The organism is Streptomyces sp. NBC_01077 (assembly GCF_045162855.1).
GTDB lineage: Bacteria > Actinomycetota > Actinomycetes > Streptomycetales > Streptomycetaceae > Streptomyces.
Genome location: NZ_CP108669.1, coordinates 8476331 through 8492218, shown reverse-complemented (window position 1 = coordinate 8492218; position 15888 = coordinate 8476331). Strand labels below are relative to the sequence as shown.

Below are 15888 nucleotides of genomic sequence, written 5' to 3'. Positions count from 1 at the left end.
ATGGCTGTCCAGGGGCGCACGGAGTCCACCACCATCCGCGACGCGCGCGACGTGGGGGGATGCGGACCCTGAGGCAACGGGCGTTGCGTAGGCTCGAACAGAGCGTTCCGCGCGCCCGCAGCGTGCCGCCCGTACGACGAGGAGGACCCTCCATTGAACACCGCCGACGAGGGACGGCAGCAGCAGTTGGACCCGGCCAGCGTCCTCAACGCGAAGACCACACTCCTCCAGCTGCTCGCCAGGGCGGGGGTCTACACCGGCGACGCGGAGGAGCTCATCGGGCTCGTCGAGGCCGGCGCGCTCGCCCTCGCGCACACGGAGGTCGCCGACGCCCGGCGGGACGCCCCGCACGAGAAGGGGGAGCTCTACGCGTCCGGCTGGACCGACGGCACCTCGGCCGTCACCGAGGAATTCGGCGCGCTCGCCGAGCGGGCGCTGGTCCGTGCCGTCACCACCGGCCCTTCGGCCGACTCCCCCGACGAGCGTTCCCCCGTCGGGAGGGCGGAGATGGAGCGGGCCAAGGTGGCCGTCACACCGCTCTACCTCTCGTTCGCCGACGTCTCCGACCTCGACCCGGAGGTCACGGAGCAGGTGCTCGGCGCGGTCCTGCGCACGATGAGCCCCCGACAGCGGGCGGGGTACCCGGGACGGCTGACGGAGTTCGCCTCCGCCCACCACGCGCACCTGGAGCGGCTGTACGCGGAGTACGGCCCGGGCAGCCCGATCGCGATCCACGGCCGCTATTCCCTCGTCCACTCCCCCACCAGCGTGGCCGTCCTGGAACGCCTGGCCGCGACGCCGTCGGCCCTGCACGAGGAGTGGGACGCGGCCGAACTCCCGCCGGCATGGCTGGACGGCCTGACGACGGCGTGGGGGTCGCCGGCCTGACGACGGGGCCGAGCACCTCCGAGGGCCGAGCGCCTCGGAGGGCCGATCACCCCCGAGGGCCGAGCACCTCGGAGGGCCGAGCGCCCCCGGGGGTCGCACACCCCCCCACGAACACCCCCAACTCCGCACCCCCGAGAGCCGAGCACCTCCACGAACACCCCCAACTCCGCTCCACCGAGGAGTGATTGAGGGCCTCTCACCTGATGTGGCGCAGCACATCCGCGATTCCACCAACAAGCCTACTTAGGTTAGGCTAAGTTAAGTTCATGTGCGCCGGCTTGGGCTGTGTGCCACCGGCGTGCGCCACGTCCCCATGCATCAGGAGAGACGGAAGAACATGACCTTACGGGTCGCGGTGGCCGGAGCCAGTGGCTATGCCGGTGGGGAGATCCTCCGCCTGATCGCCTCACATCCCGGTCTCGAAGTCGGCGTCCTCGCCGCGCACAGCAGTGCCGGGCTCACCCTCGGACAGGTGCAGCCCCAGCTGACCTCCCTCGCCGACCGGGTGCTGACGGAGACGTCGGCGGAGGCCCTCGGCGGGCACGACGTCGTCTTCCTCGCCCTGCCGCACGGGCAGTCGGGAGCGCTCGCCGGGGAGTTGGGCGGCGACACCCTGGTCGTCGACTGCGGGGCGGACTTCCGGTTGCGCGACCCCGTCGAGTGGAAACGCTTCTACGGCTCCGAGCACGCGGGGACCTGGCCGTACGGGCTTCCCGAGATGCCCGGCGCCCGGGACGAGCTCAAGGGGACCACCCGTATCGCCGCGCCGGGGTGCTACCCGACCGCGGTCACCCTCGCGCTCTACCCCGCCCACGCCGCCCGCCTCGTGGAACCCGAGGTCGTCATCGTCGCGGCGAGTGGGACCTCGGGGGCCGGCCGGGCGGCCAAGCCGCATCTGCTCGGCTCCGAGGTGATGGGGTCCATGACCCCGTACGGCGTCGGCGGCGGCCACCGGCACACCCCCGAACTCACGCAGAACCTGTCCCTCGTGGCCGGCGAGCCGGTGACCGTCTCCTTCACGCCGACCCTCGCGCCCATGCCCCGCGGCATCCTCGCCACCTGCTCCGCCCGTCTGCGCCCGCACGTGGCCCCCGGCGGAGGTCTCGGCGAGGTGCGCGAGGTCTTCGAGGCCGCCTACGCCGACGTACCGTTCGTCCGGCTGCTACCGCAGGGTCAGTGGCCGTCCACGGCCTCGGTGCTCGGATCCAACACGGTGCAGGTGCAGGTGGCCCTCGATCCGGCCGCCCGCCGCCTCATCTGCGTGAGCGCGATCGACAACCTGACGAAGGGCACCGCCGGTGGTGCGGTGCAGAGCATGAACGTCGCCCTCGGCCTGCCCGAAGGGCTCGGCCTGCCCATGAATGGAGTGGCTCCGTGACCGTGACCGCCGCCCGAGGATTCCTCGCCAGCGGGGTGGCCGCCGGCATCAAGACATCCGGTGATCCCGACCTCGCCCTGGTGGTGAACCAGGGCCCCGCACCGGCCGCCGCGGGAGTCTTCACCTCCAACCGGATCCAGGCCGCACCGGTCCGCTGGTCGCGGCGGGCCCTCGCCGACGGCCTGGTCTCCGCGGTCGTCCTGAACTCCGGCGGGGCCAACGCGTGCACCGGCCCGGCCGGTTCCGCCGACGCCCGCACGATGGCCGAGCTCACGGCCCTCGCCGTCGGCATCACGCCGGACGACGTGGCCGTCTGCTCCACCGGGCTCATCGGTGTCCCGCTGCCCATGGACCGGATCACGGCGGGGATCGGCCTCGCGGCGGAACGGCTCGCTGCCGACGGGGGCGAGGACGCGGCCGTGGCGATCAAGACGACGGACTCGGTGCACAAGACCGCGGTCGTGTCCCGGTCCGGCTGGACGGTGGGCGGGATGGCGAAGGGCGCGGGCATGCTCGCGCCCGGTCTCGCCACCATGCTCGTGGTCCTCACGACCGACGCCGTGGCGGCCGGACCGCTGCTCGACTCCGCACTGCGTGCGGCCGTACGGACCACCTTCGACCGGGTGGACTCCGACGGCTGCATGTCCACGAACGACACCGTGCTGTTGCTCGCCTCCGGTGCGTCCGGCGTGACCCCGGAGGACGAGGACTTCGCCGATGCGGTGCACGCGGTCTGCCTCGACCTGGCCCGCCAGCTGGTCGCGGACGCGGAAGGTGCGTCGAAGGAGATCGAGGTGGCCGTCGTCGGTGCCGCGTCCGAGGAGGACGCCGTGACCGTGGGCCGCTCGGTGGCCAGGAACAACCTCCTCAAGTGCGCCCTGCACGGCGAGGACCCGAACTGGGGCCGGGTGCTCTCGGCCATCGGCACGACCGACGCGGCCTTCGACCCCGACCGCCTGGACGTGGCCATCAACGGCGTCTGGGTCTGCCGGGACGGCGCCGCCGGGGAACCGCGGGAGAAGGTCGACATGTCCGGCCGCCGGATCACGATCACGGTCGACCTGCGCGCCGGAGAGGCGACCGCGGAGATCTGGACCAACGACCTGACGGCCGAGTACGTGCACGAGAACAGCGCCTACAGCTCATGAGCGGAGGGGGTACGAGAATGAGGACGCTCGGCGAGCAGCCGGCCGTGCGGCGCGTGGAGGCCGTGGACCTCCCGTCCACGGACGTCCCGTGGTCCGAGGAACTTCAGGGGCGGACCGTCGTCGTCAAGTGCGGGGGCAGCACCCTGGTGGACCCGGCGCTCCGGCGGTCGTTCGCCCAGGACGTCGTCGAGCTGTGGCACGCGGGCCTGCACCCGGTCGTGGTGCACGGCGGCGGTCCCCAGATCAGCTCGATGCTCGACCGCCTCGCCCTGGAGGTCCGGTTCGAGGCGGGCATGCGGGTGACCACCCCGGAGGCCATGGACGTCGTCCGTATGGTGCTGACCGGGCAGGTCCAGCGGGATCTGGTCGGCGCCATCAACGCCCACGGGCCCTTCGCCGTCGGCATGTCGGGGGAGGACGCGCACACCTTGACCGCCGTACGCCGCCCGGCCTGGGTGGACGGCCGGCCCGTCGACATCGGCCTCGTCGGCGACATCGTGAACGTGGCCCCGGACACCGTACGGAACCTCCTCACCGGGGGCCGCATACCTGTCGTCTCCCCCGTCGCGCGCGGCGCCGACGGGCAGATCTACAACGTGAACGCCGACCTCGCGGCCTCGGCGCTGGCCGTCGCCCTCGGCGCCGACCGGCTCGTGATGCTCACGGACGTCCCCGGTCTCTACGCGGACTGGCCGCACAGCAACGAGGTGATCCCCCGTCTGACGGCCGACGAGCTGGAGACACTGCTCCCCGGCCTCGCGGGCGGGATGCTGCCGAAGATGGAGGGCTGCCTGCGGGCGGTCCGGTCGGGAGTCGGGCGGGTCCACGTCCTCGACGGGCGCACGCCGCACGCCGTCCTCCGGGGGGTCCTCACCGAGGAGAACCCCGGGACCACGGTCCTGCCCGACGACGCGCAAGGCGACGTACCGCCCGAAGTACCGGACGACGCCGCGGCCGAGGAGGAGACCCGCGCATGACTGTTCCCACTCCGCTCACGGACCGCTGGCGTGCCGTGATGATGGACACGTACGGCACACCCCCGTTGGCCCTGGTCCGCGGCGAGGGCTGCACCGTCTGGGACGAAGCCGGCCGTGCGTACACGGACTTCACCGGCGGGATCGCGGTCAACACCCTCGGGCACGCCCACCCCGCCGTGGTCGCGGCCGTCACCGGCCAGGTCGCGCGGCTCGGTCATGTCTCGAACCTGTTCGTCGCCGAGCCGCCGGTCGCCCTGGCGGAACGGCTCCTCGGACTCTTCGGCAGGCCGGGCCGGGTCTTCTTCTCCAACTCCGGGGCGGAAGCCGTCGAGGCGGCCTTCAAGGCCGCCCGGCGGACCGGGCGCCCGCGGATCGTCGCGATGGAGGGCGGCTTCCACGGTCGCACCATGGGCGCCCTGGCGGTCACGGGGCAGCAGGCCAAGCGCGAGCCGTTCCTCCCGCTGCCCGGGGACGTGACACATGTGCCGTTCGGCGACGTCGAAGCCCTCCGCTCGGCCGTCTCGGACGACACGGCGGCGGTCTTCGTCGAACCGGTGCAGGGGGAGGCGGGGGTGATCCCCGCGCCCGACGGGTATCTGCGGGCCGCCCGCGCGCTCACCCGCGCCACGGGCAGCCTCCTCGTCCTCGACGAGGTGCAGACCGGGATCGGCCGGACGGGGCACTGGTTCGCGCACCAGGCCGGGACGGGCGTGGACCCGGACGTGGTGACCCTGGCCAAGGGGCTGGGAGGAGGCCTTCCGATCGGTGCCACGGTGGCGTTCGGAGCCGCCGCCGAGCTGCTCGGTCCCGGTCAGCACGGGTCCACCTTCGGCGGCAATCCGGTGGCCTGCGCGGCGGGTTCGGCCGTGCTTGAGACCATCGCGTCGGAGGGCCTCCTGGAGCACACCGTACGGATGGGTGAGCTGCTGCGGGCGGGGGTGGAAGCGTTGAAGCACCCCCTGGTGGCCGAGGTACGGGGCGCTGGGCTGCTGCTCGGAATCGTCCTGACCGAGCCGGTCGCCGCCCGGGTCCAGGGCGCGGCGCAGGAGGCCGGGTTCCTCGTCAATGCCGCCGGCGCCGGGACCGTACGCCTGGCTCCGGCGCTGACGGTCTCGGCGCGTCAGGTCGGGGAACTGGTGGAGGCGCTGCCGGGGATCCTGGACCAGCGCTAGCCCAATCGCCTGGCCCCTTGGCCACGGGGAGGCCGATATGGCCTTGGACGCCCCGTTCGAAAATAGATTGATCACGACCCATTTGTCCGTTCGCTGACCGAACGAGCATCCGAGGAGCGATCATGACGGCAGAAGCCACCACCATGACCCCGGGCGCGGCCATGACCCTGGCCGCCATCGCCGCGACCGGGGCCACCCCCCGACCGTCGGGGGAGACCCTGGCTGCGCAGAAACAGCGCATCTCCACCGGCGTCGCCCAACAGCTGTCCGATCCCGCCCTGGCGACGCAGGGCGCCTGGGAGCCGGCCTGGCTCGCGCTGAGCCCGGACAACGCGAACATGGCCTATGTCGCCAGGAGCACCTCCGGGTCGAACGAGTTCGCCGTGGTCGTCCGCGGGTCGAACGCCAACGTGGCCGACCTGCTGGAGGACCTCGACGTCGGCACGGTGGTGCCGTTCACCGGCGGCGGATCGCCGCAGCCGGTCTCCATCTCGAAGGGCGCCATGACGGCGTTCACCGAGATCCTCGGCATGACCAGCGCGACTCCGGGCAGGGGGGAGTCCAATCTCGAGCAGAAGCTCGCCTCTCTCCTCGTGGGCGCGCCCCGCAACGCCACGGTCTACGTGATCGGTCACAGCCTCGGCGGCTGCCTCGCGACCGTGCTGGCGCTGTACCTGCAGGCGCGGCCCTGGGCGAGCCTCGCCCCGCGGTTCGGAGTGCTGACCTTCGCCGCGCCCACCGCCGGTCTGCAGGACTTCGCCGACCTGTTCGACAAGGTCGACTGGTGCGTGAACGAGGGGTACGTCAACCTCTTCGACATGGTGCCGCTGGCCTGGGCCGGTCTCGACACGGCCAAGGACTGGTACCCCACTCCGTACGGGCCGGTCGCACCCTTCGACGTGAAGGAGGTCCTCATCCCGGAGATCGAGGCCCTCACCGGCCCCCTCGTCTATGTCCAGCCGAACAACGCCGTCCCGCTGAACGCCGGTTACAGCCACGACGGCAACGTGGTCAAGAGCTCGGTCGGCGACTTCCTGGCCCAGGTCGGCTACCAGCACGCCAACGCGACGTACCTGGAGCATCTGCAGGCCCCTGCCCTGTCCACCGGGCCGGTGGTGACCTCCGTCAGCCCCGCCGTCGGCCAGGAAGGCATGCGGATCACCATCGACGGCAACGGTTTCGGTGCGGACAGTGTGGTCGACTTCGGCACGGTCCCGTGCACGAACTTCAGCGTCGGCAGCGGAACCCGGATCACCGCGACCGTGCCGCGCGGGGTCGGCGTCGTCGAGGTCCGTGTCACCGGCGATCTGGGCACCTCCCCGGCCGTCACGTCCGGGCAGTTCGTCTACGGCGGTCCGCAACCCGTGGTGGTCACCGGCATCACCCCGGACACGGGGACGCTGTACACCAAGGTCGAGATCACCGGTACGGGCTTCACCGACAGCCCCACGGTGTACTTCGGACACAACGCCGCGGACTCCCCCGAGGTCGTCTCGTCGACGCTGATCAGCGTGAGAGCGCCGTCGTCGGGCAAGGCCCTCGGCAAGACCGTGGACGTCAGAGTGCTGTCGAACGGCTACCTGTCCCCCGCCGGTCCGGCCGACGAGTTCACCTACACCGACTGACCGGCCGAGCGGCCGAGCGGCTCACGACACGACGACGGTGGTGGCCGTCCTGCCCTGGAGGGCGTCCGCGCTCGCTGTCGGGCGCGGACGCGGGACCTCGTCCCCTCCCGTACTCACAGAGTGCCCTTCCCCGTGCGCCCGTCGATGTACGTCGCCACGACCTCGATGTCCCCGATCCGCGAGGTCTCGACGGTCCGGGGGTCGTCCCCGAGGACCACCAGGTCGGCGCGCTTTCCGGGTTCGAGGCTGCCCGCGCCGTCGTCCCAGTGGGAGGCGTACGCGCCGGCCACGGTGTAGGCGTGCAGGGCCTCGTCGACGGTGATGCCCTCGTCCGGTCCGATGAGCCGGCCGGAGGCGGAGGCGCGTTCGACCATGAACTGGATCGCGCGGAGCGGCGAGCCGTCCGTGACCGGCCGGTCGGAGCTGCCGACGAGGGTGACCCCGTGGTCGAGGAATCCGCGGCCCCGGTACATCCACGGCGCCCGCCGCTCCCCCATGACGTCCGCGTAGTCGTCTCCGAAGGAGCGGAGGAAGTGGGGCTGGACCACGGCACTGACACCGAGCCTGGCGAAGCGTGGCAGCTGGTCCGGGCGGATCAGACCGGCGTGCTCCACACGGTGCCGGGCGTCCGGGCGGGGCCGGAGCTTCTGCGCCCGCTCCAGAGCGTCCAGGGCGAGGTCGGCGGCGCGGTCGCCGATGGCGTGGACGGCCAGCTGCCATCCGGCGAGGTGGCCGTCGACGACGAGGTCCGCGATCCGCTCGGGATCGTCCTGGAACTCCCCGGTGTGGGACATGCCCTCGTAGGGGTCGGTGAGCGCCGCCGTACGGGCCATCATGCCGCCGTCGGTGTAGATCTTGAGGGCCCCGAGGGAGAGCCAGTCGTCGCCGAAGCCGGTGCGCATACCGAGGTCGAGGGAGCGCGGGATGCCGTCGTCGCGGTGCGCGGCGCGCGGGCGCAGGGTGTCGCCGGCGGCCATGAGCTGGACGCGGAGGGGCAGCCGGCCCTGGTCCCTGAGCAGTTGGTAGGCGCCGAGTTCGACGGGGCTGTGTCCGAGGAGACCGCCTCCGATGCCCGCCTCGGCGCAGGCGGTGATTCCTTCGGCGTGGCAGGCACGGCCGGCGCGCTCGATGGCGTCGGCGAGTTCCTCCTGGGAGTACGGCAGCCGGAGTCGCCGTACGGCGGTCATGGCGCTCTCCGCGAGGAAGCCGTCCCGGTGCGGCACGTCGGCCGGGAGGAGGTCGAGGACGGCGCTGCTGACGACGCACGCGTGGCCGGAGTCGTGCATGAGGAAGATCTTGCGGCCCTGGGCGACCCGGTCGATCTCGGCGGCGGTGAGATGGCGTCCCAGGGCCCGCTGGTCATAGCCGGCGATGTCGACCCAGGCGCCGGGCCCGGGCTTCCGGGAGACGGCTTCCCCGATGACGGCGAGGACGTCCTCGACTCGCTCGCAGGGGGCGATGCTCGGGGTGTCGGCCTTCAGTCCCGCCCACGCCAGGTGGACGTGGCTGTCGATGAAGCCGGGCAGCACGGTGGCGCCCTGCAGGTCGACGACCTCGCGGGCGGGCAGTGAGGTCACGGCCCCGTCCAGGCCCACGATCCGTCCCCGCCAGATGCCGAGGTCGTGGGCGACGGGGTGGTCCGGGTCCATGGTGAGAAAGCGGGCGTTCGTCAGCCTCGTACAGAGCATGGGTGGTCCGTTCCGCTCGTCAGGTGGTCTCGGCCATCACGGTGCCGAGGTCGGCCGTCTCGCCCCCGGCCGCGTTCACCCGGGTGTCGTCGGTGGTCGGTTCGGCGGGGGCGTACCACTTGGGTGCGGCCGGCACCATCAGCGGCGTGCCTGTCTCGGGGTCGGGGATGATCCGGCAGGGCAGGCCGAAGACGTCCTCGACGAGCTCGGCGGTCATGACCGTCGCCGGGTCGCCCTCGGCCGCGATGATGCCGCCGGGTCGCATCACGATGAGGTGGGTGGCGTAGCGGCAGGCCTGGTTGAGGTCGTGCAGGACCGCGACGACCGTGTGGCCCTTGTGGGCGTGGAGTCCGGCGCACAGGTCGAGGACTTCGACCTGGTGGGCGATGTCGAGGTATGTGGTCGGCTCGTCGAGCAGCAGGATCGAGGTCTGCTGGGCGAGGACCATGGAGAGCCAGACGCGCTGGCGCTGGCCGCCGGACAGGTCGTCGACGGGCCGGTCGGCGAGTTCGAGTACGCCGGTCTGGCGCATGGCCTCGACGACGGCGGCCTCGTCCTCGGCGGACCACTGCCTCAGCATGCCCTGGTGGGGGTAGCGGCCGCGGGCCACCAGGTCGCCGACCGTGATGCCGCCGGGCGCGGTCGAGGACTGCGGGAGCAGTCCGAGCCGGCGGGCGACCTCGCGGGAGCGGTACGAGGCGATGGCGGCGCCGTCGAGGTAGACCTGTCCTGCCTTCGGCCTGAGCATCCGGGCGAGCGCCGTGAGCAGCGTGGACTTGCCGCAGGCGTTGGGCCCGATGATCACGGTGAAGGAGCGTTCGGGGATGTCGACGGAGAGCTCGGTCGCCACCGTCCGCTGGTCGTAGGAGAGGGTGAGGTCCTCGGCGCGCAGCCGGGAGTCCGGGCTCGGCGCCGTACCGGTTGCGGCGGGGCGGCCGGTCGGTCGGACGGACGGACGGTTCTTCGCAGTCATGCGCGGCTCTTTCGCGACTCGGAGACCAGCAACCAGATGAGGTAGAGACCGCCGACGCAGCCGGTCGCCGTGCCCACCGGGAGGAGCGCGGGGGCGAACAGACGCTGGACGGCGAGGTCGCTCAGGGCGAGCATGACCGCGCCCATGAGGGCGGACGACAGGAGCGCGGGTCCGGACGACCCGGTGAGTCTGCGGGCCACCTGAGGCGCGGCCAGGGCGATGAACCAGATGGGGCCGGTCACGGCGGTGGCGAACGCGGCCAGGGCGACGCTGATCACGAGCAGCATCGTGCGGGTGCGGGACACGTCCACGCCCAGCGCCATGGCGGTGGTGTCGCCCATCTCGACCATGGAGAGGCGGCGGGAGAGGAAGAAGGCGAGCGGCAGCAGCACGGCGACGGCGATGCCGATGGCCTGGGCGTGCGTCCAGAGCCGGTTTCCCAGACTACCGATCAGCCAGGCCTGGGCCTCCAGGGCTTCCTGGAACGTGGCGCGGGTGATCAGGTACGAGTTGACGGCGAGGAGCAGGGCGCTGACGCCGATGCCGACGACCACGAGGCGGAAGCCCTGGATCCCCCGGCCGAGCATGAGGAGGTGGACGGCGAGGGCGGTGGCGAGGCCGCCGATCAGCGCGCCGAGCGCGATCTGGGTCATGCTGCCGTGCACGACGACGATGACGACCAGCGCGCCGACGGCGGAGCCGTTGGTGAAGCCGATGATGTCGGGGCTGCCCAGGGGGTTGCCCGTGATGCTCTGGAGGATGGCCCCGCTCACGGCGAGGGCCGCGCCGACGCACAGCGCGGTCACGAGCCGTGGCATGCGCAGGGTGTTGACGACGAAGTCGGCGATGCCGGTTCCGTTGCCGGTGAGCGCCCGGACGACCTCCCCGACGGACAGGTCGAAGTCGCCGGTGGTCAGGGTGACGCCCACGACGGCGACGAGCGCGACGAGGAGGGCGGCGGTGACGGCGACGGTACGGCCCTGTACGCGCAGGGAGATGCCGCCGGACCGGGTGCGGACGACCCGGCCGCTGATGACGCGGGGCCGGTCCGGGGTGGTCGCGATACCGGCCTTCGGGTCGGGCGCGGAGGCCTTCGCCTCCCGTACGGCAGTCACAGCATGACCAGCTTTCGGCGACGGCACAGAGCGATGAACAGGGGGGCGCCGATGAACGCGGTGACGATGCCGACCTGCACCTCGCCGGGCGCGCCGAGCACCCGGCCGACGACGTCCGAGCCGACGAGCAGGACGGGGGCGATCAGCATCGAGTACGCGAACACCCACCGCTGGTCGGGGCCGACGACGAACCGGGCGATGTGCGGCACGGCGAGGCCGATGAATCCGATCGGTCCGGCGGCGGCGGTGGCGGCCCCGCAGAGGAGCATCACGGCGACGGCGCCCAGGGCGCGGGTCAGGCCGACGTTCACCCCGAGGGCCCGGCCGACCTGGTCGCCCATGGCCAGGGCGTTGAGCGAGGGGGCGAGGACGAGGGCGACGACGAGGCCGACGGCCATGAACGGCAGGGCCATCAGGACGATGTCGTAGTAGCGGCCGGCGAGGGAGCCGACGGTCCAGAAGCGGAACTGGTCGAAGGCCCTCGGGTTGAGCAGCAGGATCGCCCAGTTGAAGGCGTACAGCACGGCGGTCACGGCGGCGCCCGCGACGACGAGCCGTTCGGGGGAGGCGAGTTTCCGGCCGGAGGAGCCGAGCAGGTAGACACCGACGGACGCGGCGGCGGCGCCCGCGAGGGCGAACCACACATAGCCGAGAGGGGCCGCGATGCCGAGGAAGGCGATGGCCACCACGACGCCGGCGGAGGCGCCCAGGTTGACGCCGAGCATGCCGGGGTCGGCGAGCGGGTTACGTGTCAGGGCCTGCATCAGGGCACCGGCCAGGCCGAGGGCCACGCCGACCAGGATGCCGAGGATCGTGCGCGGGATCCGGTAGTCGTGGATGATCACCGAGGTCTCGGATCCGTCGGGATTCCACAGGGCGTCCCAGGTGGCGGTGAAGGGGATGCCCCTCGTGCCCACCCAGACGCTCAGGAGTCCGACGAGGACGAGCGCGGCGAGGGCGAGGAGCAGGCCTAAGCCCCGGTACGCGGTCCCGGTGCGGCCGATCCGCGGCGGGGCGCCGGGATCGACGGCCTTGTCCACGGGGTCTTCCTCGGCCTGCTGTCCCGACACCACCCGGGATTCGACGGACAACGACAACTCCCCCTGGCGGCGGTTCAGATGTACGGCGAGAGCCGACGACGTAAGAACGCCGGATCACAACTTAGGTGAGGCTAACCGAACCGCGCCGAGCGGTCAACGCGCCCGACAGGACTCGTCCGGCACTCCCCTCGGACGGCATCACCCAGCCCTGAGGTCAGAGTAGGCTTACCTAACTATTCACTCCCCTCCGTGAAGGAGTCACATGCCAACGGGCGGACCGACGGGGGGACTTGTCCTCCGCCAAGCGATCAGAGGACAACGCCGCCGAGTCATCGCGGCATCCCTGCTCGGCATGACCCACCAGGGCTGTGAAGCCCTGGTGCCGGTGGTCATCGGCGCCACCATCGACACGGCAGTCGCCACCGGCTCCTCTTCGGCACTGCTGCGCCTGCTCATCGTCCTCGCCGTGCTCTTCCTGGTCCTGTCGACCTGCTACCGCACCAGCGCCCGGATCACCGAGGGCAGCGGCGAACTCGCCGCGCACCGGCTCCGGCTCGATCTGGCCACCCGGGTGCTCGACCCCCGGGGCGGCGCCGACGCGAACCGCCTCCCCGGCGCGCTGACCAGCATCGCCACCAACGACGCCCGCCGCGTGGGCTCGGTGGCCACCGTCATCGCGTACGGGGTGTCGGCGGTCGCCGCCCTCGTGATCAGCGCCGTCGCACTCCTCAGGATCTCCGTCCCCCTCGGCCTGCTCGTCCTCCTCGGCATCCCGCCGCTGCTGTGGCTCGGGCACCGCATCAGCCGGCCGCTCGAACAGCGCAGCGAGGCCGAGCAGGAGCGGGCCGCCCACGCCTCGGGCGTCGCCGCCGACCTCGTCTCCGGACTCCGCGTCCTCAAGGGCATGGGCGCCGAGTCGGCGGCCGTGGCCCGCTACCGCACCACGAGCCAGGACTCGTTGTCCGCCGCCCTGCGCGCCGCGCGCAGCCGGGCCGGACACGAGGGCGCCGTCCTCGCCCTGACCGGCGTCTTCATCGCCGTCATCGGCGTGGTCGGCGCGTACCTCGCCATGGACGGCAGCATCAGCGTCGGCGACCTGGTCGCGGCCGTCGGTCTCGCGCAGTTCCTCCTCGGCCCGTTCCAGCTGCTCGCCTACGTGAACGCCGAGCTCGCCCAGGGCCGCGCCTCGGCCAAACGGATCGCCGAAGTGCTCGCCTCGCCCGAGGCCGTCGGGACCGGACACGACGTGCCCGCCGACGGGACCGCCGGACATGTCGCCCTGCGTGGGGTGACGCTCGGCGCGCTCCGGGGCGTCGACCTCGAACTCCCGGCCGGCAGCCTGACCGGGATCGTCGCCCGGGACGCCGCTGCCGCCAATGACCTCCTCGTCTGCCTGGCCCGTGAGGCGGACCCCTCCGAGGGTGCCGTCGAGCTCGACGGCACGCCGCTGACCTCGCTCGACCCCGACGCGCTGCGCCGGGTCGTCCTGGTCGCCCACCACGACGCCGACCTGTTCGAGAGCACGCTGCTCGACAACGTCCGGGCCGGGGCCGCCGACGACACCTCGTCCGTCGAGCGGGCTCTCAAGGCCTCGGCCGCCGACGACGTCGCCCGGCTCCTCCCGGACGGCGGGGACACCCTGCTCGCCGAACGCGGCCGCTCGCTCTCCGGCGGCCAGCGCCAGCGCGTCGCCCTCGCCCGCGCGCTCGCCGCCGACCGGCCCGTCCTCGTGCTGCACGACCCGACGACCGCGGTGGACACCGTCACCGAGTCCCACATCGCCGCCCGGCTGCGCGAGGTCCGCCGCGACCGCACCACGATCCTGGTCACCACCAGTCCCGCTCTCCTCGCCGTGACCGACCGCGTGGTCGTCCTGGAGGACGGCGCCGTGCAGGCGTCCGGCCACCACACCGAACTCCTCGCGGCCGACGCGGCGTACCGTGCGGCGGTGCTCGCATGACGCTCGCCGACGAGACACGGACCGACAGCCGGCCGCACCAGGACGAAGGACGGACGAGAGAGACGGAACAGACCATGAGCGGAACCAGCCCGGACCGCGTGCTCCTGCCGACCGCCACCGGCGCCGATTCCGTCGCGGCGCTCCGCACCATGCTGCACGGCCACCGGCTCCTCGCCGTGGCGGCGGTCGCCGTCCTCGTCGCCGGCACCGCCGTCGGACTGCTCACCGCTCCCCTGCTCGGGCACATCGTGGACCTCGTGGTCGAGAAGAAGGGCGCGGCCGCACTCACCGTCCCCCTGGTCCTGCTCGTGGCCGTCGCCGTCGCGCGGGGCGCGGCCGCGGCCGTCGGCAGCACCCTCGTGGCCCGGCTCGGCGAGACCGTCCTGGCCGCGCTGCGCGAGCAGTTCATCGAGCGGGCGCTGCGGCTGCCGCTCGACCGCGTCGAGGCGGCCGGATCGGGCGACCTCGTCTCCCGGGTCACCAGCGACGTGTCGGTGATCGGCAAGTCGGTGCGGCAGGCCCTGCCCGAGTTCAGCCGCTCCGCCCTGACGATCCTGCTCACCTTCGCCGGACTCGCCGTGCTCGACTGGCGCTTCCTGATCGCGGCGCTCCTCGCGTCCCCGGTCCAGGTGATCTCGGTGCGCTGGTACATGCGCCGGGCCGCGCCCGTGTACGGCGAGCACCGCGTCGCCACCGGCGCCCTGCAGCACCAGCTGCTCGACAGCGTCGGCGGCGTCCGGACCGTACGGGCGTTCCGCCTCGACGACACCCACACCGACCTGCTGGAGAAGCGGTCCGCGGCCGCCCGCGACCTGGGCCTGCGGGGCATCCACATCGTCACCGGGTTCTTCTCCCGCCTCAACCTCGCCGAGTTCATCGGTCTCGCCGCGATGCTCGCCACCGGGTTCGTCCTGGTCGACAACCGCTCCGTCAGCATCGGTACGGCCACGGCCGCCGCGCTGTACTTCCACAGCCTCTTCAACCCGATCAACGCGACCCTGTACCTCCTCGACGACGCCCAGTCGGCGGGAGCGAGCTTCGCCCGCCTCGTCGGCGTGTCGAACCTCCCGGCGGAGCGGGCCGGGAGCGAGGCGCACGCCCTCGCCGACGGCTCGGTCGAGGTGTCCGGGCTCAGCCACGCGTACGGCTCCGGCGCGCCGGTCCTGCACGAGGTCGACCTGCGGGTACGGAGCGGGGAGCGGGTGGCCCTGGTGGGCGCGAGCGGCGCCGGCAAGACCACCCTGGCCAAGCTCATCGCCGGTGTCCACAGCCCCACCGGGGGCTCGATCGCCCTCGGCGGAGTCGACACCGGGGAGCTGGGCCCGGCCGGGGTCCGGCGCGCGGTGGCGCTCATCAGCCAGGAGGTGCACGTCTTCGCCGGGACCCTCGCCGACGACCTGCGCCTCGCCCGGCCCGAGGCCGGCGACGAGCAGCTTCGCGCGGCGCTCGACCGCGTCGACGCGCTGGAGTGGGCCGAGGCGCTGCCCGAGGGTCTCGCCACGGTCGTCGGGGAGGGCGGCCACCGGCTGACGGTGACGCAGGCACAGCACCTGGCCCTGGCCCGGCTGGTCCTGGCGGACCCGCCGATCGCGATCCTCGACGAGGCCACCGCCGACGCGGGCAGCGCCGGCGCGCGCGTCCTGGAGGAGGCGGCGGCGCGGGCCCTGGAGGGCCGCACGGGGCTGCTCGTCGCGCACCGGCTGCCGCAGGCCGCGGCCGCCGACCGGGTGGTCGTCCTCGACGAGGGCCGCGTCGTGGAGACCGGCACGCACGCGGAACTGGTGGCGGCGGGCGGCCGGTACGCAGTCCTGTGGGCCGCGTGGTCGGCCAGCCGTCAGGAGCCCGGGGAGAAGAGGGTGCCGCGGCCGGCTCCGGACTCGGACGCCCAGGCCTCACCGGTCGCCTGAGGCCGCCGGCGGCACGC

The 15888-nt window shown here is 72.8% G+C and carries 12 protein-coding genes; 8 read left to right on the top strand and 4 right to left on the bottom strand.

Going from position 1 to position 15888, the window contains the following annotated elements:
• The first annotated feature begins 153 nt into the window (after positions 1 to 153).
• From OG462_RS38190 to OG462_RS38165, 6 genes are all read left to right on the top strand, one after another.
• On the top strand, positions 154 to 888 hold the full coding sequence (locus OG462_RS38190) for a hypothetical protein (protein ID WP_406065091.1): 735 nt from the start codon (positions 154 to 156) through the stop codon (positions 886 to 888).
• Positions 889 to 1225: 337 nt separating this feature from the next.
• Entirely contained in the window at positions 1226 to 2266 is a 1041-nt protein-coding gene (gene argC / locus OG462_RS38185; protein ID WP_406065089.1) for an N-acetyl-gamma-glutamyl-phosphate reductase, read from the top strand.
• On the top strand, positions 2263 to 3414 hold the full coding sequence (argJ, locus tag OG462_RS38180; RefSeq protein ID WP_406065088.1) for a bifunctional glutamate N-acetyltransferase/amino-acid acetyltransferase ArgJ: 1152 nt from the start codon (positions 2263 to 2265) through the stop codon (positions 3412 to 3414). Before argC ends, argJ begins: the two co-directional genes overlap by 4 nt.
• Before the next feature lie 17 nt (positions 3415 to 3431).
• A complete protein-coding gene (argB, locus tag OG462_RS38175; RefSeq protein ID WP_406065086.1) occupies positions 3432 to 4391 on the top strand; it encodes an acetylglutamate kinase in 960 nt (319 codons plus the stop codon).
• Positions 4388 to 5563, top strand: coding sequence for an acetylornithine transaminase (locus tag OG462_RS38170; protein ID WP_406065084.1), 1176 nt, complete (start codon positions 4388 to 4390; stop codon positions 5561 to 5563). The genes argB and OG462_RS38170 overlap by 4 nt, the downstream gene beginning before the upstream one ends.
• Positions 5564 to 5685: 122 nt before the next feature.
• The gene (locus tag OG462_RS38165; protein WP_406065082.1) at positions 5686 to 7188 is read left to right on the top strand and encodes an IPT/TIG domain-containing protein; all 1503 of its coding nucleotides are present in this window, start codon (positions 5686 to 5688) and stop codon (positions 7186 to 7188) included.
• A gap of 113 nt (positions 7189 to 7301) precedes the next feature.
• On the opposite strand, the gene OG462_RS38160 is transcribed toward OG462_RS38165, so the two are convergent.
• Genes OG462_RS38160 through OG462_RS38145 form a run of 4 tightly spaced genes read right to left on the bottom strand, consistent with a single transcriptional unit; the run spans position 7302 to position 12061 of the window.
• A complete protein-coding gene (locus OG462_RS38160; RefSeq protein ID WP_406065080.1) occupies positions 7302 to 8876 on the bottom strand; it encodes an amidohydrolase in 1575 nt (524 codons plus the stop codon).
• Between the two features lie 19 nt (positions 8877 to 8895).
• Positions 8896 to 9849: an ABC transporter ATP-binding protein gene (locus OG462_RS38155; RefSeq protein WP_406065078.1), complete on the bottom strand. Its 954-nt coding sequence runs from the start codon at positions 9847 to 9849 to the stop codon at positions 8896 to 8898.
• A complete protein-coding gene (locus tag OG462_RS38150) occupies positions 9846 to 10964 on the bottom strand; it encodes a FecCD family ABC transporter permease (protein ID WP_406065076.1) in 1119 nt (372 codons plus the stop codon). The genes OG462_RS38155 and OG462_RS38150 overlap by 4 nt, the downstream gene beginning before the upstream one ends.
• Positions 10961 to 12061 carry a FecCD family ABC transporter permease gene (locus tag OG462_RS38145; RefSeq protein WP_406065074.1) on the bottom strand — a complete coding sequence of 367 codons (1101 nt, stop codon included), beginning with the start codon at positions 12059 to 12061 and terminating at the stop codon, positions 10961 to 10963. The genes OG462_RS38150 and OG462_RS38145 overlap by 4 nt, the downstream gene beginning before the upstream one ends.
• Positions 12062 to 12266: 205 nt before the next feature.
• Here OG462_RS38145 and OG462_RS38140 point away from each other — a divergent pair, with 205 nt between their 5' ends.
• Positions 12267 to 13964 carry an ABC transporter ATP-binding protein gene (locus OG462_RS38140; protein WP_406065072.1) on the top strand — a complete coding sequence of 566 codons (1698 nt, stop codon included), beginning with the start codon at positions 12267 to 12269 and terminating at the stop codon, positions 13962 to 13964.
• Between the two features lie 74 nt (positions 13965 to 14038).
• Entirely contained in the window at positions 14039 to 15871 is a 1833-nt protein-coding gene (locus OG462_RS38135) for an ABC transporter ATP-binding protein (protein ID WP_406065070.1), read from the top strand.
• The last annotated feature ends 17 nt before the right edge of the window (positions 15872 to 15888 follow it).